The organism is Pseudomonas migulae (assembly GCF_043225285.1).
In the GTDB taxonomy this organism is placed as follows: Bacteria; Pseudomonadota; Gammaproteobacteria; order Pseudomonadales; family Pseudomonadaceae; genus Aquipseudomonas; species Aquipseudomonas migulae_C.
The window spans coordinates 4543884-4568674 of sequence record NZ_CP171224.1 but is presented as its reverse complement, the minus strand read 5'-3'; the positions used below and the strand labels follow the sequence as shown (position 1 = coordinate 4568674).

The window sequence follows — 24791 nt, the reverse complement described above, 5'->3', positions numbered from 1 at the left end:
GAAAACCCTACCAACGGAAACGCAACTGCGGCACCGGGGCTGGCGCAGGCGCCACGATCGGCGCGGAACCTTCGGCCGCCGGCTGAACCGGCACCGTCGGAGCTGGCGCCTCGCCCGCAGGCACTTCCTGCAACTTCGCCAGCGACAATTGCGACCGCAACTGCTCGGCACTGCCATTGACCCGGTAGAGAATCCGGTCAGCGTCAACACTTTGCAGACGCGCGCCAAACGGTTCGAGCAAACGCCCAAGCGTTGCGTAGCGTTCCAGGCTCATGCCCTGCACTTCCAGCAACTGCTCGCCCGAGGCGCCCGGCTTGACCACGAAGCGTGGCGCCAGACGCTGACTGACCGCCAGCAGCACCGCATCGGCCACGGCGGCCTGATCGGCGCCCTGCACGCTGCCCGCTTCCTTTTGATCACCGAGCCACAAACGCCAATTGGCCTGCCACTGGCCACCCTCTTCACGGGCATGCACCGCGAGCAAGGCGTCAGCGTTATAACGATCGGAAGCACTGCGCAGCGGCGCGGCATCCGTTCCTTCGAGATTCGGCGCCGTGGCAACCAGTTGCTCACTCAGATCCGCCAGCGGCAGCCGCAGCGGCAGACCACGGTGTTGCGCCGCACGGCGCAACGGTGCGGCACTGCCCTGGCCATCACCGACCAGGCTCGAACCTTCGGTTGAGTCGTTCAACCACCAGGCGAGGATCGATGGCCGGTTCGCGCCCCACAGCGACAGCCCGGCGCGGCGCAACGCCTGCTCGGTGCTGGCCGGATCAAAGTCGACTTTGAGCACCTCCGGCGGGCCGGCATCAAAACCGTACTGGCTGATGATCTGCTGCGGGTCTTTGCGAATCGCCGCCAGGCCCGGGCTCTGCGCCGCCTTGGGATCACCGGTCAGGCGCAGCACCAGCGTGTCGAGCGCGCGCTGGGTGGCCTGATCGCGCTCTTCCGGTGCCTGACTGGTGACGGGCTCACGCACCTGATAAAGGCTTTTGACGGTGTCGGCATGACTCGCCAGGCTGACCAGGGAGATACAACCCACAAACAATGATCTGAAAAAACGCATGGAAGATTCCTGACGACAAGAGCGGCTGGAACTGACCGCATGAAGACAATCGGAGCAAGGCTGTGACCATCGCCCGACGCAAAACATTCACAGGTCCCGGTTAAGTTTTTCTCACTGCCCTAACGATAGACGGTTAATCGCGATACCTTATACAGCCATGCGGGAGGCCACCAACACCGGCAATAACGGTTTTTTTGTATCGATATGCCCCTGCTGTCGGCCTGAGGATGGCCGCTGCCCCTCAAGCCTGATAAAATCGCGCGCCTTCGCAGACCGGCAACAGCCGGGCAGTCTCGGAATAGCGCGCATGGCTCTCGCCTTCGTCTGTTCCGGCGGTCCCGCTGGACTCGGTCGTTACCCCTGAATCCCCCCTAAAGGCCTGGATCATGAGCAAGCAACCCTCCCTGAGCTACAAGGACGCCGGTGTAGACATCGACGCCGGTGAAGCATTGGTCGAACGCATCAAGAGCGTCGCCAAGCGCACTGCGCGCCCGGAAGTCATGGGCGGCCTGGGCGGTTTCGGCGCCCTCTGCGAAATCCCGGCCGGCTACAAGCAGCCTGTGCTGGTTTCCGGCACCGACGGCGTCGGCACCAAGCTGCGCCTGGCGCTGAACCTGAACAAGCACGACAGCATCGGCATCGACCTGGTGGCCATGTGCGTGAACGACCTGGTGGTCTGCGGCGCCGAGCCGCTGTTCTTCCTCGACTACTACGCCACCGGCAAACTCAACGTTGAAACCGCGACCCAAGTGGTGACCGGCATCGGCGCTGGCTGCGAACTGTCCGGCTGCTCCCTGGTCGGCGGCGAAACCGCTGAAATGCCTGGCATGTACGAAGGCGAAGACTACGACCTGGCCGGTTTCTGCGTCGGCGTCGTGGAAAAATCCGAAATCATCGACGGTTCGAAAGTCGCTGCCGGCGATGCCCTGCTCGCCCTGCCGTCTTCCGGCCCGCACTCCAACGGTTACTCGCTGATCCGCAAGATCATCGAAGTGTCCGGTGCCGACATCGAAAACATCCAGCTCGACGGCAAGCCGCTGACCGACCTGCTGATGGCCCCGACCCGTATCTACGTGAAGCCTCTGCTGAAGCTGATCAAGGAAACCGGCGCGGTCAAGGCCATGGCCCACATCACCGGCGGCGGCCTGCTGGACAACATCCCGCGCGTACTGCCAAAAGGCGCTCAAGCCGTGGTTGACGTCGCAAGCTGGAACCGCCCGGCGGTATTCGACTGGCTGCAAGAGAAAGGCAACGTCGACGAAAACGAAATGCACCGCGTGCTGAACTGTGGCGTCGGCATGGTCATCTGCGTGGCACAAGAGCACGTTGAAACCGCGCTGAACGTCCTGCGTGAAGCCGGCGAGCAGCCTTGGGTCATCGGTCAGATCGCCACCGCTGCCGAAGGCGCGGCCCAGGTTGAACTGAAGAACCTCAAGGCTCATTAATGTCCGTCACCTGTGATGTGGTGGTGCTGTTGTCCGGCACCGGCAGTAACTTGCAGGCTTTGATCGACAGCACGCGGACCGGCGACAGCCCGGTCCGCATCGCCGCGGTGATTTCCAACCGCGCCGACGCCTACGGCCTGCAACGCGCCAGGGATGCGGGTATCGACACCCGCTCCCTGGATCACAAGGCATACGAAGGCCGCGAAGCCTTCGATGCCGCGCTGATCGAACTGATCGACGCTTTCAATCCCAAACTCGTGGTCCTCGCCGGTTTCATGCGCATCCTCAGCGCTGATTTCGTGCGTCATTACGCGGGTCGCCTGCTCAACATCCATCCCTCGCTGCTGCCCAAATACAAAGGGTTACACACTCATCAGCGCGCGCTGGAAGCTGGCGACACTGAACACGGCTGCTCCGTGCACTTTGTCACCGAGGAACTCGATGGCGGACCACTGGTCGTACAGGCAGTAATACCGGTAGAGTTGCAGGATTCGCCGCAGAGTCTGGCGCAGCGAGTTCACACCCAGGAACACCTGATCTATCCGATGGCCGTACGCTGGTTTGCCGAAGGTCGCTTATCACTCGGTGAACAAGGTGCTTTACTGGATGGCAAGTTACTCGCGGCCAGCGGCCACTTGATTCGAACCTAGGAGATTTTATGCGTCGCGCCCTGCTCTTCGCTTGCGCTCTGCTTGCCCTGCCTTTCGCGCAGGCTGCGGAACTTCAACCTTTCTCCGCCAGCTACACCGCCGACTGGAAACAGCTGCCCATGAGCGGCACCGCCGAGCGCAGCCTGACCAAGGAAGCCAACGGCGTCTGGAAGCTCAGCTTCAAGGCATCGATGATGATTGCCAGCCTGACCGAAGAAAGCACCCTGACCCTGGACAAGGACACCCTGCTGCCTCAGTCCTACCACTTCGAACGCGGCGGTCTGGGCAAAGCCAAGAAGGCTGACCTGGATTTCGACTGGACCGCCAAGAAGGTGACCGGTACCGACCGTGGCGACGCCGTCAACATCCCGCTCAATCGCGGCATGGTCGACAAGTCCACTTACCAGCTGGCCCTGCAGCATGACGTGGCCGCCGGCAAAAAAAGCATGAGCTATCAGGTGGTCGATGATGGCGAAGTCGATACCTATGACTTCCGCGTGCTGGGTTCGGAAAAAGTCGACACCAAGGCCGGCCAGATCGACGCGATCAAGGTCGAGCGCGTGCGCGACCCGACACAAAGCAAGCGCATCACCGTGCTGTGGTTCGCCAAGGACTGGGACTACCTGCTGGTCCGCCTGCAACAGGTCGAAACCGACGGCAAGGAGTACAACATCATGCTCCTCGACGGCAAGGTCAACGGCAAATCTGTCAAAGGCAGCTGATCCGGCCCGACACAAAAAGCCCCGCCAATGCGGGGCTTTTTTTTGCCTTGAAAAAGCGTTTACTCACTCAACTTCATTTAAGGCGCAGAACCTGTGGGAGCGAGCCTGCTCGCGAAAAACCTCAACACACCGCGTTCACTCAGACAACCCGCGTCATCGTTAACGTCCATCGCCAGCAAGCTGGCTCCTACAATTTCAACTGTGTGAACCCAATCTACTTGTAGGAGCCGGCTTGCTGGCGATGGCGTTAGTTCAGACGATAGATATGTCGACTGATCCACCGCTATCGCCAGCAAGCCGGCTCCTACAGGGGATTGGTGTACGCATCCGGAATGGGTGAACGCCGCAGAGAAGAACAACGCGGTCGAACAGAGAGCCAGGTCGGCTTTAAGGCCGCCTCGGCGGCTGTGGCGGTGGGTGCCCCCTCGAGAGGCCGAGTGGAGGTTCTGCGCAGTGGGCAACCCGGCATGGATGCCGGGTTAGCCGCGCACGGCCAGGGATGGCCGATCGCGGCTAGCCCACGGAGCAGGACCGGAACGAGGGTATGCCGAGCATTAGCGAGGCACCGAACGAAAGGGGCAAAAGCGCTTGGTTACTTACCGCCGGGCCGCGCAGGCTTTTGCAAGTGACTCGCCGTAAGGGCGAAACCAATGGAAGCCATAACCGCAGAATCGGATATGTACCCCATCAAAAAAAACCATTCTGCGCCCTCAAGCAAGGGCCAGGGCTACGAAGGCAAAAAAGCGGAACGCGCCGAAGGAGGAATGCTCTATACCTTCAAGGTCTTTTTTGATCGAATGCCTTTTCCTACAGTCGAGGTTCCCCATGACCGTCACCGTCAATACCGTTTCCGCCGAAGGCTTGCGCCACAGCGTACAAATCGATGACCACGAACTCTTCGCCGACGTGCCGACATCCTCCGGCGGCGAAGGCTCGGCACCCGAGCCGCACGATTACTTCGATGCCGCGCTCGGTGCATGCAAAGCCCTGACCCTGAAGCTGTACGCGAAGAAAAAAGGCATCCCGCTGACCGGCGTTGGCGTAGAGGTCAAACGCGACAACAGCGAAGAGCAAAAAGGCAAATACGCCCTCCACGTCAAACTGACCCTCAAGGGCGTGCTCACCGATGCCCAGCGCGACGAACTGCATCGCGTGGCCGACCGTTGCCCGGTGCACAAGCTGATGACCACCTCGGAAGTCAGCATCGAAACCCATCTGTCCGAAGGCGCCTTCAGCCAATAGCAGCAAGGCTCGGGCAAGCGGGTTATGCTCCACGCGTCACCCGCTCAGCCTGGAATGCACCATGAACTCTCCGCTCGTGATCCGCCCCCGCGCCGAAGATGTTGAAGGCCAGCCGATTCTTCGCCCGCTGCCGTCAGCCAAATGCCGCAGCGTCGGGCCTTTCGTGTTTTTCGACCACATGCTGCAAACCCGTTATCCGGCGGGCAAAGGCATGAACATCCGTCAGCATCCGCACATTGGTCTGTCGACCCTTACCTACTTGTTCGAAGGAAAAATCCAGCACAAGGACAGCCTCGGTTCCGACCAGGTGGTGAACGCCGGGGACGTCAGCTGGATGACCGCCGGCAGCGCCATTGCTCACGTCGAGCGTACGCCCGAAGCCCTGAAAACCAGCGGATTCACGATGCACGGTTTGCAAATCTGGCTGGCATCGCCCAAGGAGCATGAGCAAGGCCCGGGGCACTACAGCCATCACCCGGCAGACACCCTGCCGGTCAGCGATAACCTTGGGGTGAAGATCCGGATGATCGCCGGGTCAGGCTTTTGCCTGGAATCGCCAGTACCGGTGCTTTCTCCCACGCTGTACGCAGAACTGAACCTGCAGACCGCCACCACGCTGCTGATTCCCACCGAGCATGAAGAACGGGCGTTGTATGTGCTGAGTGGTGAGGCGCAGCTCGATGGCGAGCCAATAGAGCCTTACTCGCTCGTGGTGCTGCCTGCCGGGGAAGAAATGACCCTGTTCGCTGAGAGCGACTGTCATGCGGTGTTGTTCGGCGGTGCGCCGCTGGATGGGCCGCGACGGATCAACTGGAACTTTGTGGCCAGTGATCCTGCGGCCATCGACGAAGCGCGCCGGCGCTGGGCGGCCGGGGATTGGCCGACGGTGCCGGGGGAAGTCGAGCGCATCGAACTGCCCCTGAAATAGAACCCCAAAAATTAACGCAAAACCACTGTAGGAGCCGGCTTGCCGGCGATGGCGATCGTGAGGACGCCATCGCCGGCAAGCCGGCTCCTACAGGTTCTGTGTTCAGTCTTTAAACACCTCATCCAGCAGATTGTGCATCGACGTGAACGCCCGGGCCGCCGTTTTCGCGTCATACATCATCTTGCCCGGCACGTTGGCATGCGGGTCGGTAAACGAATGCACCGCCCCGCCATAGCTCAGTAACTGCCAATCCACACCCGCCGCATTCATTTCCTCTTCAAACGCCGGCAGTTGCTCCCTGGGCACCAACGGATCGGATGCGCCGTGCAGCACCAGCACCGAGCCCTTGATGTTTTTGGCATCGTTGACGTTCGGCGTATCCAGCGTGCCATGGAACGACACCGCAGCCTTCACCGGCGCGCCCGTGCGAGCCAGTTCCAGTGCACAGCAACCACCAAAGCAGAAACCGAAGGTCGCCAGCCTCGAGGTATCGACCGCCGCATCGCCCTGCCCTTGCAGCTGCTCGAAGGCGGCCTGCATACGTTTGCGCAGCAGCGCACGATCGTTCTTCAACGGCATCATTGCCGCGCCCGCCTCGTCGCCATTCTTTGGGCGCACTGCCTGACCGTACAGGTCCGCGATCAGCACCACATACCCCTTGGCCGCCACCGATTTGGCGATCTCCTCGGCACCGGCGCTGACGCCCATCCAGTTCGGCGCCATCAACAGGCCAGGACGCGGGCCTTTATGGTCGGCATCGAACGCCAGGCGACTTTCATACGGCTGGCCGTCGATCTGGTACGAGACGGAACGAACAGTGATTTGGCTCATGACTAACTCCCAGTAAAAGGCACCAGAATGAAAAAACCCGCCGAAGCGGGTTTTTGTACAACTCAGTTAAACCGACAGTTCAACCAGCAACTTGTTGAGGCGGCGCACGTACGCTGCCGGATCTTTCAAGCTGTCACCGGCTGCCAGGGCCGCCTGATCGAAGAGAATGTGCGACAGGTCGCCGAAGCGCTCGTCGCTCTGCTCGTTGTCGAGCTTCTCGATCAGCGGGTGAGCCGGGTTAAATTCGAAGATCGGCTTCGAATCCGGAACCTTCTGACCGCTGGCTTCCAGAATCTGACGCATCTGCAGGCCCAGGTCCTGCTCGCCGATGGCCAGAATCGCCGGGGAGTCGGTCAGACGATGGGAAACCCGTACTTCAGCCACGGATTCACCCAGTGCCGTTTTCAGACGCTCAACCAGACCTTCTTTGGACTTGGCGACTTCTTCCGCGGCTTTCTTGTCTTCTTCCGAATCCAGGTTGCCCAGGTCGAGGTCACCGCGTGCCACGTCGACGAAGCTCTTGCCGTCGAAGTCGCTGAGGTAGCTCATCAGCCACTCGTCGATGCGGTCAGTCAGCAGCAGCACTTCGATGCCTTTCTTGCGGAAGACTTCCAGGTGCGGGCTGTTTTTGACTTGTGCGTAGGTTTCGCCGGTCAGGTAGTAAATCTTGTCCTGACCTTCCTTGGCGCGAGCCAGGTAGTCGGCCAGACCAACAACCTGCTCGCCTTCTTCGCCCGAAGTGGAGGCGAAACGCAGCAGGCCAGCGATTTTCTCTTTGTTGGCGAAGTCTTCTGCCGGGCCTTCTTTCATGACCTGGCCGAAGTTTTTCCAGAAGCCTTTGTATTGCTCAGGCTCGTTCTTCGCCAGTTTTTCCAGCATGTCCAGCACGCGCTTGGTCAGCGCCGACTTCATGGAGTCGATGATCGGGTCTTTCTGCAGGATTTCCCGCGACACGTTCAGCGACAGGTCGTTGGAATCGACCACGCCCTTGATGAAGCGCAGGTAAAGCGGCAGGAACGACTCGGCCTGGTCCATGACGAACACACGCTGTACGTACAGTTTCAGGCCTTTCGGCGCTTCACGCTGGTACAGGTCGAACGGAGCACGGCTCGGGACGTAAAGCAGCGAGCTGTATTCGAGCTTGCCTTCGACCTTATTATGGCTCCAGCTCAGCGGGTTTTCGAAATCGTGAGCGATGTGCTTGTAGAACTCCTGGTATTCCTCGTCCTTGATCTCGGTGCGAGGACGGGTCCACAGGGCGCTGGCGCGGTTGACGGTTTCCCACTCAACGGCCGGCTTCTCTTCACCTTCAGCAGCGGCCACTTCTTTCGGCAGCTCGATCGGCAAAGCGATGTGATCGGAGTACTTCTTGATGATGTTACGCAGACGCCAGCCATCGGCGAACTCGTCTTCACCGGACTTCAGGTGCAGGACAATGCGAGTGCCGCGCTCGGCTTTCTCGATGGTAGCGACTTCAAAATCGCCTTCGCCCTTGGACGACCAGTGCACGCCTTCGCTGGCGGCAGCACCGGCACGACGGCTGAACACGTCAACTTTGTCGGCGACGATGAAGGCGGAATAGAAACCCACGCCAAACTGACCGATCAGGTGCGAATCCTTTTTCTGGTCGCCCGTCAGGTGTTTCATGAAATCAGCGGTGCCGGATTTGGCGATGGTACCCAGGTGGGTGATCGCGTCTTCACGGCTCATACCGATACCGTTGTCTTCGAGGGTGACGGTTTTAGCGTCCTTGTCGAAGCTCACACGGATTTTCAGCTCGGCGCCACCTTCCAGCAGTTCAGGCTTGGACAGGGCTTCGAAGCGTAATTTGTCGACAGCGTCAGAGGCGTTCGAGATCAATTCGCGAAGGAAGATTTCCTTGTTGGAATACAGCGAATGGATCATGAGGTGCAGCAGTTGCTTCACCTCGGTCTGGAAGCCCAGGGTTTCCTTTTGAGTTTCCACACTCATGGTCATCAAACTCCAATCAGATGGCAGTGGCCACGACCTAGAGGGTCGGGGGCGGGTTGTCATCAAAGTTGGGGGCTGAGATCAGGATTTCAAGGGCTCATCGATTTTGAAGTGCGCGCGGGCTGTGGCGATGGGCTCGGCTTCGGTGCTTTGCCAGGCCGTCACTGCAACGTTGGCGACACGCCGGCCCTGGCGGCACACCTGACATCTGGCCCAGGTGTCGCGAAACTGCCCCGCGCGCAGGTAATCCAGGGAGAAGTCGATGATTTTCGGTACCCCCGGCGCACCGGTGAGAATCAGCAAATGCAGGGCCGCAGACAGCTCCATGAACCCGGCAATCACCCCGCCATGGATCGCCGGCAATAAAGGGTTACCAATGTTGTCCTTGTTCGCCGGCAGACGAAACAACAGGTCATCGCCGACCCGCGAGCATTCGACGCCAATCAATTTGGCGTAGGGAATCAGGTGCAACAGCGAGGCGTAGTCGCCCCGCTCATGGGCCTGTTGCAGTTGCTCCTTGAAGTTGTCGGTCATTTCGCTGCTCCCGCGATGACGCCACCAAACCCTTTGGCGCCTTTGACGGACTTGCCCATGCGCATGAAGGTGCCCACGACATGGGCGATGGGGTGTTCCGGATCGTCCTGATAGGCGAAACCCCGGGCGAAGATCACATCGGTGGTGACCCGATAGCATTGGGCGAAGCCATACACATCTTTATGTGGCTCGGCCGCGTGCATGTAGTCGATGCGCAGGTCGAGGGTCGGGCAGACTTCGAACTCGGGCAATACGCATAGGGTTGCCATGCCGCAAGCGGTGTCCATCAGCGAGGTCAGCGCACCGCCGTGAATCACACCGGTCTGCGGATTGCCGACGATCTGCGGGCTGTACGGCAGAATCACGGTGAGCCCTTCGTCGCTGGCACTGTGGACCCGCAACCCGAGGACCTGACAGTGGCGCAGTGCCGACAAAAATCGCGTCGCACGCTCAAAAACGGGGTTTTCGGCCATCTTATAAAAACTCTTCTTAGTGTCCGGACATCGCACTAGGCGTATTGAGTAAAAGTTCCCGCAGGATCAACTTTATATATCTGAACGATTCGAGGAACTTAACCCTGATGGCGGTGCTCGAAAGGCCAGTAGATATTTTCCATAAGGAGAAACACCCCATGCGTAAGACTTTAGCTATTGCCTTGATGTTGACCGCTTCCCTCGGTCTCGCTGCCTGCGATAAAAAATCCGAGGACAAAGCTCAAGAAGCCGACAGACATGCTGAGCAAGCTCAGCAAGACATGAACAAAGCTCAGGATAAAGTGAACGACGCAGCGAAAGAAAACGCCGAAGCTGCCAAAGCTCAGGCTGAATCGAACGAAGCCGCTGCAAAAGAAGCACCTAAAAACTAAATCGGTTTTTAGCGTGATAAAGAAAACCCGCCAAGTGCGGGTTTTCTTTTGCCTGGCGGTTAGCCTTGTTAGAGCAAAATAGTTCTAAAAGTCGGACTAATCATCAATAGCAACGAACACACTAGCCCGACAAACCACACCAGACTTCGCTGCCAGGCGAGATCGCTCCAATAGCACACTAAGTAAATGATCCGGGTAATCACGAAGATGATTGCCAGTGAATCAATCAGCCATCCCACCGTCTGCGTGGTATGCGCCATCAATACGCCCACCGCAAACAACATGAACGCTTCAATACAGTTCTGATGAGCGGCCAATGCCCGGGCACCGAAGCCGGTGAGCTGTGCCTGCTGCTGACGCGGCAGGTGATTATCGTAACCACCCTGCTCTTTCATCGCCTTGGCCACCGGCATGCGGGACACATAGATCAGCACAGCGCTGATAAACACACACCAGAACGGGATACTCATCAAGCGGCCTCTTTGTTGACGTCGGGCAATGGCGCCTCTGTAGGGGTATAGACCATCACATCAAGAACGTCGGAATGAAATTCCCGGCGATACAGCACCAGCACCACACCGGCACTCATCAACATGAACAGCCACGGGCTGACAAACCAGGCCAGCATGGTCATGCCGAAATAATAGGAGCGCAGGCCAAAGTTGAACTGGTTGGCGGCCATGGAAATGACCCGCGCCGCCCGTGCGGCGAAGGCTTTACGCTCCAGCTCGGAAACATGCCGTTCGCCGACCATCGGGGCCGAACCGACCAGAATTGCCGCGAAGTTGTACTGGCGCATGCACCAGCTGAACGTGAAGAACGCATACACAAACACCAGCGCCAGGCACAGCAGCTTGATCTCCGACATACCTTGGGAAGCCTGTTGCACCATCGGGATATCCGCCAGCAACGACACCGCCCTTTCCGACGCGCCGAGCACCGTGAGAATACCGGCCAGGATGATCAGTGTGCTGGAGGCGAAGAACGAGGCGTTACGCTCCAGATTGCCGATCACACTGGCATCGGCGATGCGGTTGTCCCGCAGCAGCATACGACGCATCCAGTCTTCGCGATACAGGTGCAGCACGCTGGCGAGGCACGCGGTGTCGCGGCCCTTCCACGTCGCGTAACGGGTGTAGCCACCCCAGCAGACGACAAACCAGACGGCGGCGAGGATGTGGATCAGGTTGGCGTGGATGAACGACATGCAGGTCCTTGTGATGTAGAGGCTGAACACTGAAACCTTTGTAGGAGCGAGCCTGCTCGCGATGACGGATTTACATTCAACACGGATGTTGACTGATCGACCGCTTTCGCGAGCAGGCCCGCTCCTACAGGGGGATTTGCAGTGCTTCGACGTTAGCTGACAAAAAAAGACACTGCCTCACGCGCATAAAAAATGCCCCGTATCGATTGATACGGGGCATTTCCATATTGGCTCAAGGCCCGCTTGTGGCGAGCCGTGAAGCGTCTCAGGCCAGCGCTTCTTCGCGCTTGCCCAGCAGGCGGTCACACACCACCGCGACCACCAGGGTCATGACCGATGGCACCAGCCACGCCAGGCCTTGCTCGCTCAGCGGCAAGTGAGCCAGTTGTGCCGGCATCCAGTCCGCCAGACCTGCGCCCTTGAGCGCGTCGATCAGGCCGAAGATGAACGACACCAGCATCACCGGACCGACGATGCGGCTGTGTTCATGCCAGAAGTCCTTGCAGAAGCTCAGGGCGACCAGGGCGATGCACGGCGGGTAGATCGCGGTGAGGACCGGGATCGAGAACGCAATCAGCTTGGTCAGGCCCAGGTTGGACACCAGCAGGGAGAACGCCGCCAGGATGATGACCAGGGTCTTGTAGGACAGTGGCAGCACACGGCTGAAGTATTCGGCACAGGCGCACGTCAGACCGACCGCTGTCACCAGGCATGCCAACGAGATCAATACCGCGAGGAAACCGCTGCCCAACGAACCAAAGGTGTGCTGAACGTAAGCGTGCAATACCGCCGCGCCGTTGGTCGCACCCGCCGCTACTTCATGGCTGCCGGAACCGAGACGGAACAGGCTGACATACACCAGCGCCAGACCGACGCCGGCTATCAACCCGGCAATGATCGCGTAACGGGTGATCAACGCTGGCGACTCGACACCGCGGGAGCGGATGGCGTTGACGATCACAATGCCGAATACCAACGCGCCCAGGGTATCCATGGTCAGGTAACCATTGATGAAGCCCTGGGAGAACGGTGCCGCGACATATTCGGGCGTCGCCACGCCGATATCACCGGCCGGCAGCGCGAACGCGGCGATGCCGAGGACGGCCAGGGCGATGATCTTCAGCGGTGCGAGGAAACGTCCTACGGTGTCCAGCAAACGGCCAGGGTAGAGCGAGATGAAGAACACCAGCAGGAAGTACACCGAGCTGTAGAGGAACAGCGCCAGCGGGCTTTCGCCGGTCAGCGGTGCCAGGCCCACTTCGAACGATACGGTCGCAGTGCGCGGCGTGGCGAACAGCGGGCCGACGGCGAGGTAGCACGCAGCGGCCAGCAGACCACCGGCGATTTTGCCGATCGGGCTGCTCAAGGTGTCCATTGCTCCACCGACCTTGGCCAGGGCAACGACAGTGATCACCGGCAGGCCGACTGCGGTGATCAGAAAGCCCAGCGCCGCCATCCAGACATGAGGCCCGGACTGCAAACCGACGATAGGCGGGAAGATGATGTTGCCAGCCCCGACGAACAGGGCAAACGTCATAAAACCAAGTGCCAGGATGTCCTGGCCTTTCAACACTTTCATTAAGGAAATACCACACTACTGAATCGGAATTTAGAGAGGGATTTCCCTTATGGGTGAGGGAAATGCTGTCGACCCGTATAGGACCGACCCTTTAGCGCGAAGCTTCCTTGTGGGATGCGGACGCAAAAATGGCGGCTAGCCTAACGAATTTGGGCGACAAACGCACTGTTAGAGGGCGAACTATCCGATCTACGACATTTTCGTGTCGCGTTTTTGCATGTAAATGGTTGTCGCCTATAAGTCCGGCTTGAAGTAAATACCGGAAACGACAAAGGCCACCCGAAGGTGGCCTTTGTTTGGTAAAGCGTCAGCTAAGCGCGAGGCTTACTTGACAGCCCAACCAGTCAGCTCGGCCAGGGCCTTGCCGATGTCTGCCAGCGAACGCACGGTTTTAACGCCTGCGTCTTGCAGTGCAGCGAATTTCTCGTCTGCAGTGCCTTTGCCGCCAGAGATGATTGCGCCAGCATGGCCCATGCGCTTGCCCGGAGGAGCAGTCACACCAGCGATGTAGGAAACAACCGGCTTGGTCACGTGTGCCTTGATGTAGGCAGCCGCTTCTTCTTCAGCCGAACCGCCGATCTCGCCGATCATTACAATCGCTTCGGTCTTCGGGTCTTCCTGGAACAGCTTCAGGATGTCGATGAAGTTCGAACCCGGGATCGGGTCACCGCCGATGCCGACGCAAGTCGACTGACCGAAACCGGCGTCAGTAGTTTGCTTCACAGCTTCGTAGGTCAGGGTGCCGGAACGGGAAACGATACCGACCTTGCCTGGCAAGTGAATGTGACCTGGCATGATGCCGATCTTGCATTCGCCTGGAGTGATCACGCCTGGGCAGTTAGGACCGATCAGGACAATGCCCAGCTCGTCGCAAACTACTTTGGCATCCAGCATGTCCAGGGTAGGAATGCCTTCGGTGATGCAAACGATCAGCTTGATGCCGCCGAAAGCAGCTTCCAGGATCGAGTCCTTGCAGAAAGGAGCCGGAACGTAGATCACGCTGGCGGTGGCGCCAGTGGCAGCTACAGCGTCTTTCACGGTGTTGAACACTGGCAGACCCAGGTGCTCGGTGCCGCCTTTGCCCGGAGTTACACCACCCACCATCTTGGTGCCGTACTCGATGGCTTGCTGGGTGTGGAAACTACCTTGCGAACCGGTAATACCCTGGCAGATAACTTTGGTGTCTTTATTGATCAGGACGCTCATTATTTGCCCTCCGCAGCTTTAACGACTTGTTGAGCAGCGTCGGTCAGGCTGGTAGCAGCGATGATGTTCAAACCGCTTTCTGCCAGTACTTTAGCGCCCAGCTCAGCGTTGTTGCCTTCAAGGCGAACAACAACCGGGATTTTCACGCCGACTTCTTTCACAGCGCCGATGATGCCTTCGGCAATCATGTCGCAACGAACGATGCCGCCGAAGATGTTAACCAGTACTGCAGCGACGTTGGTGTCGGACAGAATGATTTTGAACGCTTCGGTAACGCGTTCTTTGGTAGCACCGCCGCCCACGTCGAGGAAGTTGGCTGGTTTGCCGCCATGCAGGTTGACGATGTCCATGGTACCCATGGCCAGGCCAGCACCGTTGACCATGCAACCGATGTTGCCTTCCAGCGCTACGTAGTTCAGTTCGAACTTGGCAGCGTGCGCTTCGCGCGGATCGTCTTGCGACGGATCGTGGAAAGTCTTCAGCTTAGGCTGACGGTACATGGCGTTGGCGTCGATGTTGATCTTGGCGTCGAGGCAATGCAGATCGCCGTCAGCCTTGATCACCAGCGGGTTCACTTCCAGCAGAGCCAGGTCGTGATCCTTGAACAGCTTGGCCAGACCTACGAAGATCTTGGCGAACTGAGCAACCTGCTTGCCTTCCAGACCCAGCTGGAATGCCAGCTCGCGACCCTGGAATGGCTGAGCGCCAACCAGTGGATCGATAGTGGCTTTCAGAATTTTTTCTGGAGTGTCGTGAGCGATTTTCTCGATGTCCACGCCACCTTCGGTGGAAGCCATGAACACGATACGACGGCTCGAACGGTCAACGACAGCGCCCAGGTACAGCTCTTTAGCGATATCAGTGCACGATTCAACCAGGATCTTGGTGACTGGCTGACCATTGGCGTCAGTCTGGTAAGTCACCAGACGCTTGCCCAGCCACTGCTGTGCGAAGGCTTTGGCGTCTTCTTTGCTGCGAACCAGCTTAACGCCGCCCGCTTTACCGCGACCACCGGCGTGAACCTGGGCTTTGACAACCCACTCGCTGCCGCCGATTTTGTCGCAAGCTTCTGCTGCTGCTTCCGGGGTGTCTACCGCGTAACCGGTGGATACTGGCAGGCCGTACTCAGCGAACAGCTGCTTACCCTGATACTCGTGAAGATTCATGCTTATTACCGTCTTCGTTAGGTACTGCGCATTCGGTGCTGCACTTGTTCAAGTGCCGCACCACCTGTGACTGCTGCTTGCGTAGCCTTTCCGGATACCCGGTGCAGCCACGCAAGACTGCGTCCAGCGGATATTCCGCGGTGAGTCTTGCATGCAAGGCTCACGACGGGCCATACCGCCGTGGTTTCTTATTGTCTTAACGCTTCTTGCGGTTGGCGATGTGGATGGCGCCGCCATTCACTGCCAGAGCTGCTTCGTGCAAGGCTTCAGACAGGGTCGGATGGGAGAAAACCATCATGCCCAGGTCTTCAGCGCTGGTGCCGAATTCCATACCGATCGCGCCCTGCTGAACCAGTTCTGCAGCGCTCGGGCCAATCACGTGGACGCCCAATACGCGGTCAGTCTTGGCATCGGCAATGACTTTCACGAAACCGCCGGTGTCGTTGGCTGCCATGGCGCGGCCGCTGGCTGCGAACGGGAAGGTGCCAACGTTAACTTCAACGCCTTCAGCCTTCAAGGTCTGCTCGGTTTTGCCGACCCACGCGATTTCCGGGTGAGTATAAATAACAGACGGGATCAGGTCATAGTTGATTTGGGCTTTGTGGCCCTTGATGCGCTCAACCACCATGATGCCTTCTTCGGACGCCTTGTGCGCCAGCATCATGCCGCGAACCACGTCGCCGATCGCGTAAACGCCCGGTACGCTGGTGGCGCACTGGTCGTCAACGAATACGAAACCGCGCTCGTCGATGGTCACACCGCTGTCGGCAGCCAACAGTTCGGTGGTCACTGGACGGCGACCAACGGCAACGATCAGCTTGTCGAAAGTGATGCTCTGTTCGCCGTTGGCATCGGTGTAGTTCACAACGACTTCGTCGCCGTTCACTTTCGAACCGGTGACGCGAGCGCCCAGCTTGATATCCAGACCTTGTTTGGTCAGGGTTTTGTAGGCTTCTTTGGAAACGGCGTCGTCAGCAGCCGGCAGGAACTTCTCCAGCGCTTCCAGAACAACCACTTCAGCGCCGAGGCGCGACCATACCGAACCCAGTTCCAGACCGATCACGCCAGCGCCGATAACGCCCAGACGCTTAGGTACGGCCTGGAATTCCAGGGCGCCGGTCGAATCGACGATCACTTTCTGGTCAACCGGAGCCGGTGGAATGTCGATCGGACGCGAACCGGAAGCAAGAATCACGTTCTCGGCTTCGATGATTTCAACGCTGCCGTCTGGCTTGGTCAGTTCAACTTTCTTGCCGGCCAGCAGTTTGCCGTGGCCTTGCAGGGAAGTGACGCCGTTCGCCTTGAACAGGGTCGCAACGCCAGAGGTCAGGCCTTTGACGATGTTGGCTTTACGGCCAACCATTGCGGCCACGTCCATGGTCACGCCAGCGTGATTGATACCGTGGATCGCGAAGCCTTCTTTGGCTTCCTTGTATTTCCAGGAGCTGTCCAGCAGCGCCTTGGAGGGAATGCAGCCGACGTTCAGGCAAGTACCGCCGAGGGCCAGTTTGCCTTCGCCGTCAGTGTATTTCTCGATGCAGGCAGTGGAGAGGCCCAGTTGCGCTGCTTTGATGGCAGCCACGTAGCCGCCAGGGCCCGCGCCAATCACTACCACGTCGAATTTCTGAGTCATGTGTCATTCCTTCTCGAATCAAACCGGAAGGTCCCTTTTGGGGACCATCGTGGGACGAAGCTGGTCATTACAGATGGGCCGCCCGTCAAGCAGCGGCCCGTGCAACGAAATCAGATATCCAGCAGCAAACGAGCCGGGTCTTCCAGCAGGTTCTTGATGGTAACCAGGAAGGTCACAGCTTCTTTGCCATCGATCAGACGGTGATCGTAGGACAGAGCCAGGTACATCATCGGACGGATTACGACCTGACCGTTGATCGCCATCGGACGCTGCAGAATGTTGTGCATGCCCAGGATAGCCGCTTGCGGCGGGTTGACGATCGGAGTCGACATCATCGAACCGAAGGTACCACCGTTGGTGATGGTGAACGTACCGCCGGTCATTTCGTCCATCGACAGTTTGCCGTCGCGCGCTTTCTTGCCGAAGGTGGCGATGCCGCCTTCGATTTCAGCCAGGCTCATCAGTTCGGCATTACGCAGAACCGGTACAACCAGGCCGCGGTCGCTGGAAACAGCAACACCGACGTCAGCGTAACCGTGGTAAACGATGTCGCCGCCGTCGATCGACGCGTTGACAGCCGGGAAGCGTTTCAGCGCTTCGGTGGCAGCCTTGACGAAGAACGACATGAAGCCCAGGCGTACGCCGTTGTGGGACTTCTCGAACAGATCCTTGTACTTCGAACGCAGGGCCATGACTTCGGTCATGTCGACTTCGTTGAAAGTGGTCAGCATCGCCATGTTCGACTGAGCTTCTACCAGGCGCTTGGCCACGGTAGCGCGAACGCGGGTCATCGGTACGCGCTTCTCGATGCGGTCGCCAGCGGCGAACACAGGAGCGGCGGCAGCCGGAGCAGCAGCCTTGGCAGGTGCGGCAGCCGGAGCGGCTTTCTTGGCTTCAACAGCGGCAACCACGTCTTCCTTGGTTACACGACCATCTTTGCCGGTGCCTTTGACGGACGCCAGGTTGATGCCGTTTTCTTCAGCCAGCTTGCGAGCAGCCGGAGCAGCGATAGCGTCTTCGTCAGCGCCAGCAGCCGGAGCGGCAGCAGCAGCGGCCGGAGCAGCAGCGGCAGCAGGAGCAGCGGCAGCAGCGCCGCCTTCAACGATGGAGCCCAGGACTTCGTCGGACAGAACGGTGTCGCCTTCGTTCTTGACGATAGCGCCCAGCACGCCGTCAGCAGTCGCCAACACTTCCAGCACAACCTTGTCGGTTTCGATATCGACAATCAGGTCGTCACGCTTTACAGCGTCGCCTGGTTGCTTGTGCCAGGTGGCAACGGTGCCGTCGGCAACCGATTCCGGGAAAGTGGGGGCTTTGATTTCGATAGCCATTATCTGTGTGTCCTTAAATTCGGTTTCAGGTGCGCGAAGGCGTTAAACAGTAAAGGCGTCTTGCAGCAGTTTTTCCTGCTGCTCAGCGTGCATCGATGCATAACCACAAGCAGGTGCAGCAGAAGCCTCACGGCCCGCGTACTCAAGTACGAGAGACGGGTTGAGGTTGCTGATGCTGCGACGCATGTGGTGTTGGCTGCAGTACCAGGCACCCTGGTTCATCGGCTCTTCCTGGCACCAAACGGCATTTTTTACGTTGGTGTAAGGAGCCAGGACTTCTTTCAAGTCGTCCTCAGGGAATGGGTACAGCTGCTCGATACGCACGATGGCGATGTCATCACGACCTTCGGCACGGCGTTTTTCCAGCAGGTCGTAGTAGACCTTGCCGCTGCACAGAACAACGCGCTCGACCTTTTTCGGGTCCAGGGCATCGATTTCCGGGATAACGGTCTGGAACGAACCTTCGGCCAGATCTTCCAGGGTCGAGATGGCCAGCTTGTGGCGCAGCAGCGACTTCGGAGTCAGAACGATCAGCGGCTTGCGCAGCGGACGAATCACCTGACGACGCAGCAAGTGGTAGATCTGAGCCGGCGTAGTCGGTACGGCTACCTGGATGTTGTGCTCGGCGCACAGCTGCAGGTAACGCTCCAGACGTGCCGAAGAGTGCTCCGGACCCTGACCTTCGTAACCGTGCGGCAGCAGCATGGTCAGGCCGCAGAGACGACCCCACTTGTGCTCGCCACTGGTGATGAACTGGTCGATAACCACCTGGGCACCGTTGGCGAAGTCGCCGAACTGGGCTTCCCAGATCACCAGCGCCTCAGGCGTGGTGGTCGAGTAACCGTATTCGAACGCCAGCACGGCTTCTTCGGACAGGAACGAATCGTACAGGTCGAAACGTGGCTGGCCGTTGTACAGGTTTTGCAACGGGATGTAGGTGCCCGCGTCTTTCTGGTTGTGCAAGACAGCGTGACGGTGCGAGAACGTACCGCGACCGATGTCCTGACCCGTCATGCGAATCGGGTGACCTTCGAACGCCAGGGTCGCGTACGCCATGGTTTCGGCGTAACCCCAGTTGATCGGCAGGCCGCCGGCTTGCATCTTCTGACGGTCTTCGTAGATTTTCGAAACCTGGCGCTGAACCACGAAGCCTTCCGGAATTTCCAGCAGCTTGGCGGACAGTTCCTGCAAGGTCTTCAGGTCGAAACGCGTGTCGTGACGCGCAGTCCAGGCGTGGCCCAGATACGGACGCCAGTCCACGAACAACTCTTTGTTCGGCTCTTTGACCAGGCTTTTTACAACATGCAGACCGTTGTCCAGCGCGTTGCGGTATTCATCGACTTTCGCCTGAACACGCTCAACGTCCAGCACGCCGCTCTGAGTCAGGCGATCGGCATACAGCTCACGGGTGGTGCGCTGTTTGGTGATCTGCTGATACATCAGGGGCTGGGTGCCGCTAGGCTCGTCGGCCTCGTTGTGGCCGCGACGACGGTAGCAGACCAGGTCGATCACCACGTCACGCTTGAACTGCATGCGGTAATCGATGGCCAGCTGGGTCACGAACAGCACGGCTTCCGGATCATCGCCATTCACATGGAGGATCGGTGCCTGGATCATCTTCGCAACGTCGGTCGCGTACTCGGTGGAACGCGAGTCCAGCGGGTTGCTGATGGTGAAACCAACCTGGTTGTTGATCACGATGTGCACGGTGCCGCCGGTCTTGAAACCGCGGGTCTGCGACATCTGGAAGGTTTCCATCACCACGCCTTGACCGGCGAATGCCGCGTCACCGTGGATGGAGATCGGCAGAACCTTCTCACCGGTAGGGTCGTTACGACGATCCTGACGGGCGCGAACCGAACCCTCGACCACCGGGGAAACGATTTCCAGGTGGGACGGGTTGAACGCCATGGCCAGGTGAACTTCACCGCCGGTGGTCATCACGTTGGACGAGAAGCCCTGGTGGTATTTAACGTCACCGGAACCCAGCTCGACCTTCTTCTTGCCTTCGAACTCGTCGAACAGCTCACGCGGGTTCTTGCCGAAGGTGTTGACCAGCACGTTCAGACGGCCACGGTGGGCCATGCCGATAACGATTTCCTTGGTACCGTAGGAACCGGAACGCTGGATCAGCTCGTCGAGCATCGGAATCAGGCTTTCGCCGCCTTCCAGGCCGAAACGCTTGGTGCCCGGGTATTTGGTGCCCAGGTATTTTTCCAGGCCTTCACCGGCGGTGACGCGCTCGAGCAGGTGGCTCTTGATGTCGGCGGAGTACGTCGGACGACCACGCACGCTTTCCAGACGCTGCTGGAACCACTGGCGCTGCTCGGAATCGGTGATGTGCGTAAATTCAGCGCCGATGGTGCGGCAATATGTCTGCTGCAACGCTTCGTGAATTTCGCGTAGGCTCGCCTCCTCTTTGCCGATGAACAGGTCGCCGGCACGGAAGGTCGTATCAAGATCGGCATTGGTCAAGCCGTAATGATTGATCGACAGGTCTGCAGGTGCAGGACGCTGCCACAGCCCCAGCGGGTCAAGCTGGGCTGCCTGGTGGCCACGCATACGGTAGGCCTGGATCAATCGCAGCACTTCAACTTGCTTCTTCTCGTGCTCACTGCTCACGCTGCCGGCGGAAACCGGTTGGGCGCGGCGCTGGTTCTTTGCCAGCAAGACGAAATGATCGCGAATTGTGGAGTGCGAAACATCGGTGGCAGAGTTGCCTTCAGTCGGCAACTTCTGAAAGTAGGTGCGCCACTCTTCTGGCACAGCGTTAGGGTCGTGCAGGTAGAGCTCATAAAGCTCTTCCACATAGGCAGCGTTACCTCCGGAAAGGTAGGCGCTGTTCCACATGCGCTGCATCACGCTTTCTTGCATGCTTGGTCACCCTCGGTTAGGGGAACACCATCGGCGTCGACACCGAGCAAACTTGCAGAAGTCCGAATGCAGCGACCAAAACAAGCCACTTAGGATCACGCTGATAGTCCGGGTACCAGCCCGGATGCCCCTGCTTGTCTCATTTCTTCAAAATAAGAGCGGCAGCTTTGTGAGCTGCTGCTCAGGTTAAAACTACGGCGCCGGTTGAAGCCTGCGCCGTAGCATCTACGGGTACAGCGGTCCTACGGGTACAGCAGCTGAATCACACGCCGCTTTGCAGCAACATGTTACGTACGTGACCGATGGCCTTAGTCGGGTTCAGGCCTTTCGGACAGACGTTGACGCAGTTCATGATCCCGCGGCAGCGGAATACGCTGAACGGGTCATCCAGCGAAGCCAGACGCTCGGCAGTCTTGGTGTCGCGGCTGTCTGCCAGGAAGCGGTACGCTTGCAGCAGTGCAGCTGGACCCAGGAACTTGTCCGGGTTCCACCAGAAGGACGGGCAAGAGGTCGAGCAGCAAGCGCACAGGATGCACTCGTACAGACCGTCGAGCTTTTCACGCTCTTCAGGGGACTGCAGACGCTCGATGGCCGGAGCCGGCGTGTCGTTCTGCAGGTATGGCTTAACCTTCTCGTATTGCTTGTAGAAGATGCTCATATCGACGACCAGGTCACGGATAACCGGCAAACCTGGCAGCGGACGAACGATCAGCTTGTTACCTTTTACGACAGAGGACAGTGGCGTGACGCATGCCAGACCGTTCTTGCCGTTGATGTTCATGCCGTCGGAACCGCAAACGCCTTCACGGCAAGAGCGACGATAGGAGAAACCTTCGTCCTGCTCTTTGATCAGGGCCAGCACGTCCAGCACCATCAGGTCTTTACCACCGGTATCGACCTGGAATTCCTGCATGAACGGCGCGGCGTCCTGATCAGGGTTGTAGCGATAAACACTGACTTGCAACATGGCGGCCACCCTTAATAAGTCCGAATCTTAGGTTCAAAAGTCGGAACAGTCTTCGGCGAGAAGTTCACAGCACGCTTGGTCACGCGCTTGTCACCCGGGAAGTACAGGGTGTGGCACAGCCAGTTTTCGTCGTCGCGATCTTCAAAGTCTTCACGAGCGTGAGCGCCGCGGGACTCTTTGCGGATCTCTGCAGCGATGGCGGTGGCTTCGGCCACTTCCAGCAGGTTCTGCAACTCCAGAGCTTCGATACGAGCGGTGTTGAACGCCTGGCTCTTGTCGTTGATCTTGACGTTGGCGATACGGCCACGCAGATCAGCCAGCTGAGCGATACCCTTCTGCATGTATTCGCCCGTACGGAACACACCGAAGTAGTTCTGCATGCAGCTTTGCAGTTCTTTACGCAGGGTAGCGACGTCTTCACCTTCGGTACGCGAGTTCAGGCCATCGAGACGCGCCAGGGCAGCGTCGATGTCGGACTGGCGAGGACGAGCGTAATCAACGCCTTCCTTCAGGGTCTGCTCGAGGAACAGACCGGCGGCACGACCGAACACCACCAGGTCGAGCAACGAGTTGCCGCCCAGACGGTTGGCACCGTGAACCGATACGCACGCCACTTCGCCTACAGCGAACAGGCCAGGAATGATCTGGTCCTTGCCGTCAGCGTCCTGGGTGATTGCCTGGCCATGAATGTTGGTGGCAACGCCGCCCATCATATAGTGGCAGGTTGGAACGACCGGAATCGGCGCCACGGCTGGATCGACGTGGGCGAAGGTCTTGGACAGCTCCATGATGCCTGGCAGACGGCTGTGCAGAACTTCTTCACCGAGGTGATCGAGTTTCAGCATTACGTGGTCGCCATCCGGACCGCAACCGTTGCCGGCGATGATTTCTTTAACCATCGAACGGGCAACCACGTCACGACCGGCCAGGTCTTTCGCGTTCGGAGCATAACGCTCCATGAAACGCTCGCCGTGCTTGTTGATCAGGTAACCGCCTTCACCGCGGCAACCTTCTGTAACCAGTACACCGGCGCCGGCGATGCCGGTCGGGTGGAACTGCCACATTTCAATGTCTTGTACCGGCACGCCAGCACGCAGAGCCATACCGACGCCGTCACCGGTGTTGATCAGGGCGTTGGTGGTGGACGAGTAGATACGGCCTGCACCGCCAGTCGCCAATACGGTGGCGTTAGCGCGGACGTAGGAAGTTTCGCCGGTTTCAATGCAGATGACGATCATGCCTACGAAGGCACCGTCTTCGTTCTTGACCAGGTCAACACCGTAGTATTCGTTGAGGAATACGGTACCGGCCTTGAGGTTGGCCTGGTACAGGGTGTGCAGCAGGGCGTGACCGGTACGGTCGGCAGCGGCGCACGTACGTGCAGCCTGGCCACCTTTACCGAAGTCTTTCGACTGACCGCCGAACGGACGCTGGTAGATGCGGCCCTGTTCGGTACGGGAGAACGGCAAACCCATGTGCTCGAGTTCGAAGACCGCTTCCGGGCCTACGGAACACATGTATTCGATAGCGTCCTGGTCACCGATGTAGTCGGAACCCTTGACGGTATCGTACATGTGCCAGCGCCAGTCATCGTTCGGGTCAGCGGACGCGATGGCGCAGGTGATGCCACCCTGGGCGGATACGGTGTGCGAACGAGTCGGGAAAACCTTGGTGACAACGGCAGTCTTGTGACCGCCCTGTGCCAGCTGCAGCGCAGCGCGCATGCCAGCACCGCCGCCGCCAATAATAATGGCGTCGAACGAAAGCGTATTAACTGTAGTAGACATGAATCAGATACCCCAAAGAATCTGCACACCCCAGACGAAGTAAGCGAACATCGCAACGCCGCATACTGCCTGGAACAGGAAACGTACAGTGGTCGCGGACTTGCCGAACGCCATTGGCGTCAGGTAGTCGGTCGCGATGGTCCACATGCCGACCCAGGCGTGAGCGCCGAGGGCAACGAGGGCCAGGAGACTGAAGATACGCATCCAGTTGTTGGCGAACAGTTCATGCCATTGGGCGTAGCCGATGCCTGGATTGGCAACGACGTATCCGATCAGGAAAATGAAGTAAGCCGCGAGAACGACCGCAGAAACGCGTTGCGCCATCCAGTCATAGAGGCCCGAACGCGACAGGTTCGTGACGTTAGTTACCATATCCAAACTCCTGCCAGAACGATTACCACCACGGAAACGGCGATAACGATTTTCGAGCCCAGCTTGCCGCCTTCCAGCGTCTCACCGATGCCCATGTCCATGATCAAATGGCGCACACCGGCTACCAGGTGATACAGCAGAGCGGACAGGATGCCCCAAATCACTAGCTTGGCTAGCGGACTGGTCAGACACGCTTTCACCTGACCGAAGCCTTCCTCGGAGCTCAGCGACTTGTCCAATGCGTAAAGCATGATGGCCAGGCTGACAAAGAGGATGACACCGGAAATACGGTGAAGAATGGACGTGTAAGCAGTGACTGGGAGTTTGATGGTCCTTAGGTCTAGGTTTACAGGTCGTTGGCTTTTCACGGCTTTTTTTTCACACTGAAGAGCCCCTAACAATCAGGGCAAAGTTG

General features: G+C 58.8%; 23 protein-coding genes. 6 read left to right on the top strand and 17 right to left on the bottom strand.

Annotation, left to right across the window (positions count from 1 at the left end; genetic code table 11):
• Window positions 1-7: 7 nt before the first annotated feature.
• Complete coding sequence (locus tag ACF6ZU_RS20945; RefSeq protein WP_392886599.1) at window positions 8-1066, bottom strand: DUF2066 domain-containing protein; 1059 nt, start codon at window positions 1064-1066, stop codon at window positions 8-10.
• 386 nt (window positions 1067-1452) lie between these two features.
• On the opposite strand from ACF6ZU_RS20945, the gene purM reads away from it, so the two are divergent.
• From purM to ACF6ZU_RS20920, 5 genes are all read left to right on the top strand, one after another.
• Window positions 1453-2511, top strand: coding sequence for a phosphoribosylformylglycinamidine cyclo-ligase (gene purM, locus ACF6ZU_RS20940; RefSeq protein WP_008033526.1), 1059 nt, complete (start codon window positions 1453-1455; stop codon window positions 2509-2511).
• Window positions 2511-3161, top strand: a complete 651-nt coding sequence (gene purN, locus ACF6ZU_RS20935) for a phosphoribosylglycinamide formyltransferase (protein ID WP_392886597.1) — start codon at window positions 2511-2513, stop codon at window positions 3159-3161. The genes purM and purN overlap by 1 nt, the downstream gene beginning before the upstream one ends.
• An 8-nt stretch (window positions 3162-3169) precedes the next feature.
• Window positions 3170-3883 (top strand): DUF3108 domain-containing protein, encoded by a 714-nt coding sequence (locus ACF6ZU_RS20930; RefSeq protein ID WP_392886596.1) that lies wholly within the window; start codon window positions 3170-3172, stop codon window positions 3881-3883.
• 825 nt (window positions 3884-4708) lie between these two features.
• A complete protein-coding gene (locus ACF6ZU_RS20925; protein ID WP_392886595.1) occupies window positions 4709-5125 on the top strand; it encodes an OsmC family protein in 417 nt (138 codons plus the stop codon).
• A 61-nt stretch (window positions 5126-5186) separates the two neighbouring features.
• On the top strand, window positions 5187-6053 hold the full coding sequence (locus ACF6ZU_RS20920; protein WP_392886594.1) for a pirin family protein: 867 nt from the start codon (window positions 5187-5189) through the stop codon (window positions 6051-6053).
• Between the two features lie 102 nt (window positions 6054-6155).
• Here ACF6ZU_RS20920 and ACF6ZU_RS20915 read toward each other — a convergent pair whose 3' ends face one another.
• The 4 genes from ACF6ZU_RS20915 to ACF6ZU_RS20900 all read right to left on the bottom strand — a co-directional run bounded on the left by ACF6ZU_RS20915 (window position 6156) and on the right by ACF6ZU_RS20900 (window position 9862).
• Complete coding sequence (locus ACF6ZU_RS20915) at window positions 6156-6884, bottom strand: dienelactone hydrolase family protein (RefSeq protein ID WP_392886592.1); 729 nt, start codon at window positions 6882-6884, stop codon at window positions 6156-6158.
• A 66-nt stretch (window positions 6885-6950) separates the two neighbouring features.
• Window positions 6951-8855: a molecular chaperone HtpG gene (gene htpG, locus ACF6ZU_RS20910; protein WP_392886590.1), complete on the bottom strand. Its 1905-nt coding sequence runs from the start codon at window positions 8853-8855 to the stop codon at window positions 6951-6953.
• An 81-nt stretch (window positions 8856-8936) separates the two neighbouring features.
• Window positions 8937-9389 (bottom strand): PaaI family thioesterase, encoded by a 453-nt coding sequence (locus ACF6ZU_RS20905; protein ID WP_392886588.1) that lies wholly within the window; start codon window positions 9387-9389, stop codon window positions 8937-8939.
• Window positions 9386-9862: a PaaI family thioesterase gene (locus ACF6ZU_RS20900; protein WP_392886586.1), complete on the bottom strand. Its 477-nt coding sequence runs from the start codon at window positions 9860-9862 to the stop codon at window positions 9386-9388. The genes ACF6ZU_RS20905 and ACF6ZU_RS20900 overlap by 4 nt, the downstream gene beginning before the upstream one ends.
• 158 nt (window positions 9863-10020) lie before the next feature.
• Here ACF6ZU_RS20900 and ACF6ZU_RS20895 point away from each other — a divergent pair, with 158 nt between their 5' ends.
• Entirely contained in the window at window positions 10021-10254 is a 234-nt protein-coding gene (locus tag ACF6ZU_RS20895) for a hypothetical protein (RefSeq protein WP_392886584.1), read from the top strand.
• Window positions 10255-10322: 68 nt separating this feature from the next.
• On the opposite strand, the gene ACF6ZU_RS20890 is transcribed toward ACF6ZU_RS20895, so the two are convergent.
• The 12 genes from ACF6ZU_RS20890 to sdhC form a co-directional block, all read right to left on the bottom strand.
• Window positions 10323-10724, bottom strand: coding sequence for an MAPEG family protein (locus ACF6ZU_RS20890; RefSeq protein ID WP_392886582.1), 402 nt, complete (start codon window positions 10722-10724; stop codon window positions 10323-10325).
• On the bottom strand, window positions 10724-11461 hold the full coding sequence (locus ACF6ZU_RS20885) for a DUF599 domain-containing protein (RefSeq protein ID WP_392886580.1): 738 nt from the start codon (window positions 11459-11461) through the stop codon (window positions 10724-10726). Before ACF6ZU_RS20885 ends, ACF6ZU_RS20890 begins: the two co-directional genes overlap by 1 nt.
• Window positions 11462-11726: 265 nt before the next feature.
• A complete protein-coding gene (gene brnQ, locus ACF6ZU_RS20880) occupies window positions 11727-13040 on the bottom strand; it encodes a branched-chain amino acid transport system II carrier protein (RefSeq protein ID WP_392886578.1) in 1314 nt (437 codons plus the stop codon).
• Between the two features lie 324 nt (window positions 13041-13364).
• A complete protein-coding gene (gene sucD / locus ACF6ZU_RS20875; RefSeq protein ID WP_128608023.1) occupies window positions 13365-14246 on the bottom strand; it encodes a succinate--CoA ligase subunit alpha in 882 nt (293 codons plus the stop codon).
• A complete protein-coding gene (gene sucC / locus ACF6ZU_RS20870) occupies window positions 14246-15412 on the bottom strand; it encodes an ADP-forming succinate--CoA ligase subunit beta (RefSeq protein ID WP_007919879.1) in 1167 nt (388 codons plus the stop codon). The genes sucD and sucC overlap by 1 nt, the downstream gene beginning before the upstream one ends.
• A 196-nt stretch (window positions 15413-15608) precedes the next feature.
• Window positions 15609-17045, bottom strand: coding sequence for a dihydrolipoyl dehydrogenase (lpdA, locus tag ACF6ZU_RS20865; protein ID WP_392886575.1), 1437 nt, complete (start codon window positions 17043-17045; stop codon window positions 15609-15611).
• 110 nt (window positions 17046-17155) lie between these two features.
• On the bottom strand, window positions 17156-18376 hold the full coding sequence (odhB, locus tag ACF6ZU_RS20860; RefSeq protein ID WP_392886574.1) for a 2-oxoglutarate dehydrogenase complex dihydrolipoyllysine-residue succinyltransferase: 1221 nt from the start codon (window positions 18374-18376) through the stop codon (window positions 17156-17158).
• 42 nt (window positions 18377-18418) lie between these two features.
• Window positions 18419-21250, bottom strand: coding sequence for a 2-oxoglutarate dehydrogenase E1 component (locus tag ACF6ZU_RS20855; protein WP_392886573.1), 2832 nt, complete (start codon window positions 21248-21250; stop codon window positions 18419-18421).
• Window positions 21251-21512: 262 nt separating this feature from the next.
• On the bottom strand, window positions 21513-22217 hold the full coding sequence (locus ACF6ZU_RS20850; RefSeq protein WP_392886572.1) for a succinate dehydrogenase iron-sulfur subunit: 705 nt from the start codon (window positions 22215-22217) through the stop codon (window positions 21513-21515).
• An 11-nt stretch (window positions 22218-22228) separates the two neighbouring features.
• The gene (gene sdhA, locus ACF6ZU_RS20845) at window positions 22229-24004 is read right to left on the bottom strand and encodes a succinate dehydrogenase flavoprotein subunit (protein WP_392886571.1); all 1776 of its coding nucleotides are present in this window, start codon (window positions 24002-24004) and stop codon (window positions 22229-22231) included.
• A gap of 3 nt (window positions 24005-24007) precedes the next feature.
• Window positions 24008-24376 (bottom strand): succinate dehydrogenase, hydrophobic membrane anchor protein, encoded by a 369-nt coding sequence (sdhD, locus tag ACF6ZU_RS20840; RefSeq protein ID WP_008032661.1) that lies wholly within the window; start codon window positions 24374-24376, stop codon window positions 24008-24010.
• Window positions 24370-24744 (bottom strand): succinate dehydrogenase, cytochrome b556 subunit, encoded by a 375-nt coding sequence (sdhC, locus tag ACF6ZU_RS20835; RefSeq protein ID WP_017127965.1) that lies wholly within the window; start codon window positions 24742-24744, stop codon window positions 24370-24372. Before sdhC ends, sdhD begins: the two co-directional genes overlap by 7 nt.
• Window positions 24745-24791: the final 47 nt, after the last annotated feature.

Coding starts and splice junctions, on each gene's coding strand:
- ACF6ZU_RS20945 (WP_392886599.1), bottom strand. CDS start 1,066: ATGCGTTTTTTCAGATCATTGTTTGTGGGTTGTATCTCCCTGGTCAGC.
- purM (WP_008033526.1), top strand. CDS start 1,453: ATGAGCAAGCAACCCTCCCTGAGCTACAAGGACGCCGGTGTAGACATC.
- purN (WP_392886597.1), top strand. CDS start 2,511: ATGTCCGTCACCTGTGATGTGGTGGTGCTGTTGTCCGGCACCGGCAGT.
- ACF6ZU_RS20930 (WP_392886596.1), top strand. CDS start 3,170: ATGCGTCGCGCCCTGCTCTTCGCTTGCGCTCTGCTTGCCCTGCCTTTC.
- ACF6ZU_RS20925 (WP_392886595.1), top strand. CDS start 4,709: ATGACCGTCACCGTCAATACCGTTTCCGCCGAAGGCTTGCGCCACAGC.
- ACF6ZU_RS20920 (WP_392886594.1), top strand. CDS start 5,187: ATGAACTCTCCGCTCGTGATCCGCCCCCGCGCCGAAGATGTTGAAGGC.
- ACF6ZU_RS20915 (WP_392886592.1), bottom strand. CDS start 6,884: ATGAGCCAAATCACTGTTCGTTCCGTCTCGTACCAGATCGACGGCCAG.
- htpG (WP_392886590.1), bottom strand. CDS start 8,855: ATGAGTGTGGAAACTCAAAAGGAAACCCTGGGCTTCCAGACCGAGGTG.
- ACF6ZU_RS20905 (WP_392886588.1), bottom strand. CDS start 9,389: ATGACCGACAACTTCAAGGAGCAACTGCAACAGGCCCATGAGCGGGGC.
- ACF6ZU_RS20900 (WP_392886586.1), bottom strand. CDS start 9,862: ATGGCCGAAAACCCCGTTTTTGAGCGTGCGACGCGATTTTTGTCGGCA.
- ACF6ZU_RS20895 (WP_392886584.1), top strand. CDS start 10,021: ATGCGTAAGACTTTAGCTATTGCCTTGATGTTGACCGCTTCCCTCGGT.
- ACF6ZU_RS20890 (WP_392886582.1), bottom strand. CDS start 10,724: ATGAGTATCCCGTTCTGGTGTGTGTTTATCAGCGCTGTGCTGATCTAT.
- ACF6ZU_RS20885 (WP_392886580.1), bottom strand. CDS start 11,461: ATGTCGTTCATCCACGCCAACCTGATCCACATCCTCGCCGCCGTCTGG.
- brnQ (WP_392886578.1), bottom strand. CDS start 13,040: ATGAAAGTGTTGAAAGGCCAGGACATCCTGGCACTTGGTTTTATGACG.
- sucD (WP_128608023.1), bottom strand. CDS start 14,246: ATGAGCGTCCTGATCAATAAAGACACCAAAGTTATCTGCCAGGGTATT.
- sucC (WP_007919879.1), bottom strand. CDS start 15,412: ATGAATCTTCACGAGTATCAGGGTAAGCAGCTGTTCGCTGAGTACGGC.
- lpdA (WP_392886575.1), bottom strand. CDS start 17,045: ATGACTCAGAAATTCGACGTGGTAGTGATTGGCGCGGGCCCTGGCGGC.
- odhB (WP_392886574.1), bottom strand. CDS start 18,376: ATGGCTATCGAAATCAAAGCCCCCACTTTCCCGGAATCGGTTGCCGAC.
- ACF6ZU_RS20855 (WP_392886573.1), bottom strand. CDS start 21,250: ATGCAAGAAAGCGTGATGCAGCGCATGTGGAACAGCGCCTACCTTTCC.
- ACF6ZU_RS20850 (WP_392886572.1), bottom strand. CDS start 22,217: ATGTTGCAAGTCAGTGTTTATCGCTACAACCCTGATCAGGACGCCGCG.
- sdhA (WP_392886571.1), bottom strand. CDS start 24,004: ATGTCTACTACAGTTAATACGCTTTCGTTCGACGCCATTATTATTGGC.
- sdhD (WP_008032661.1), bottom strand. CDS start 24,376: ATGGTAACTAACGTCACGAACCTGTCGCGTTCGGGCCTCTATGACTGG.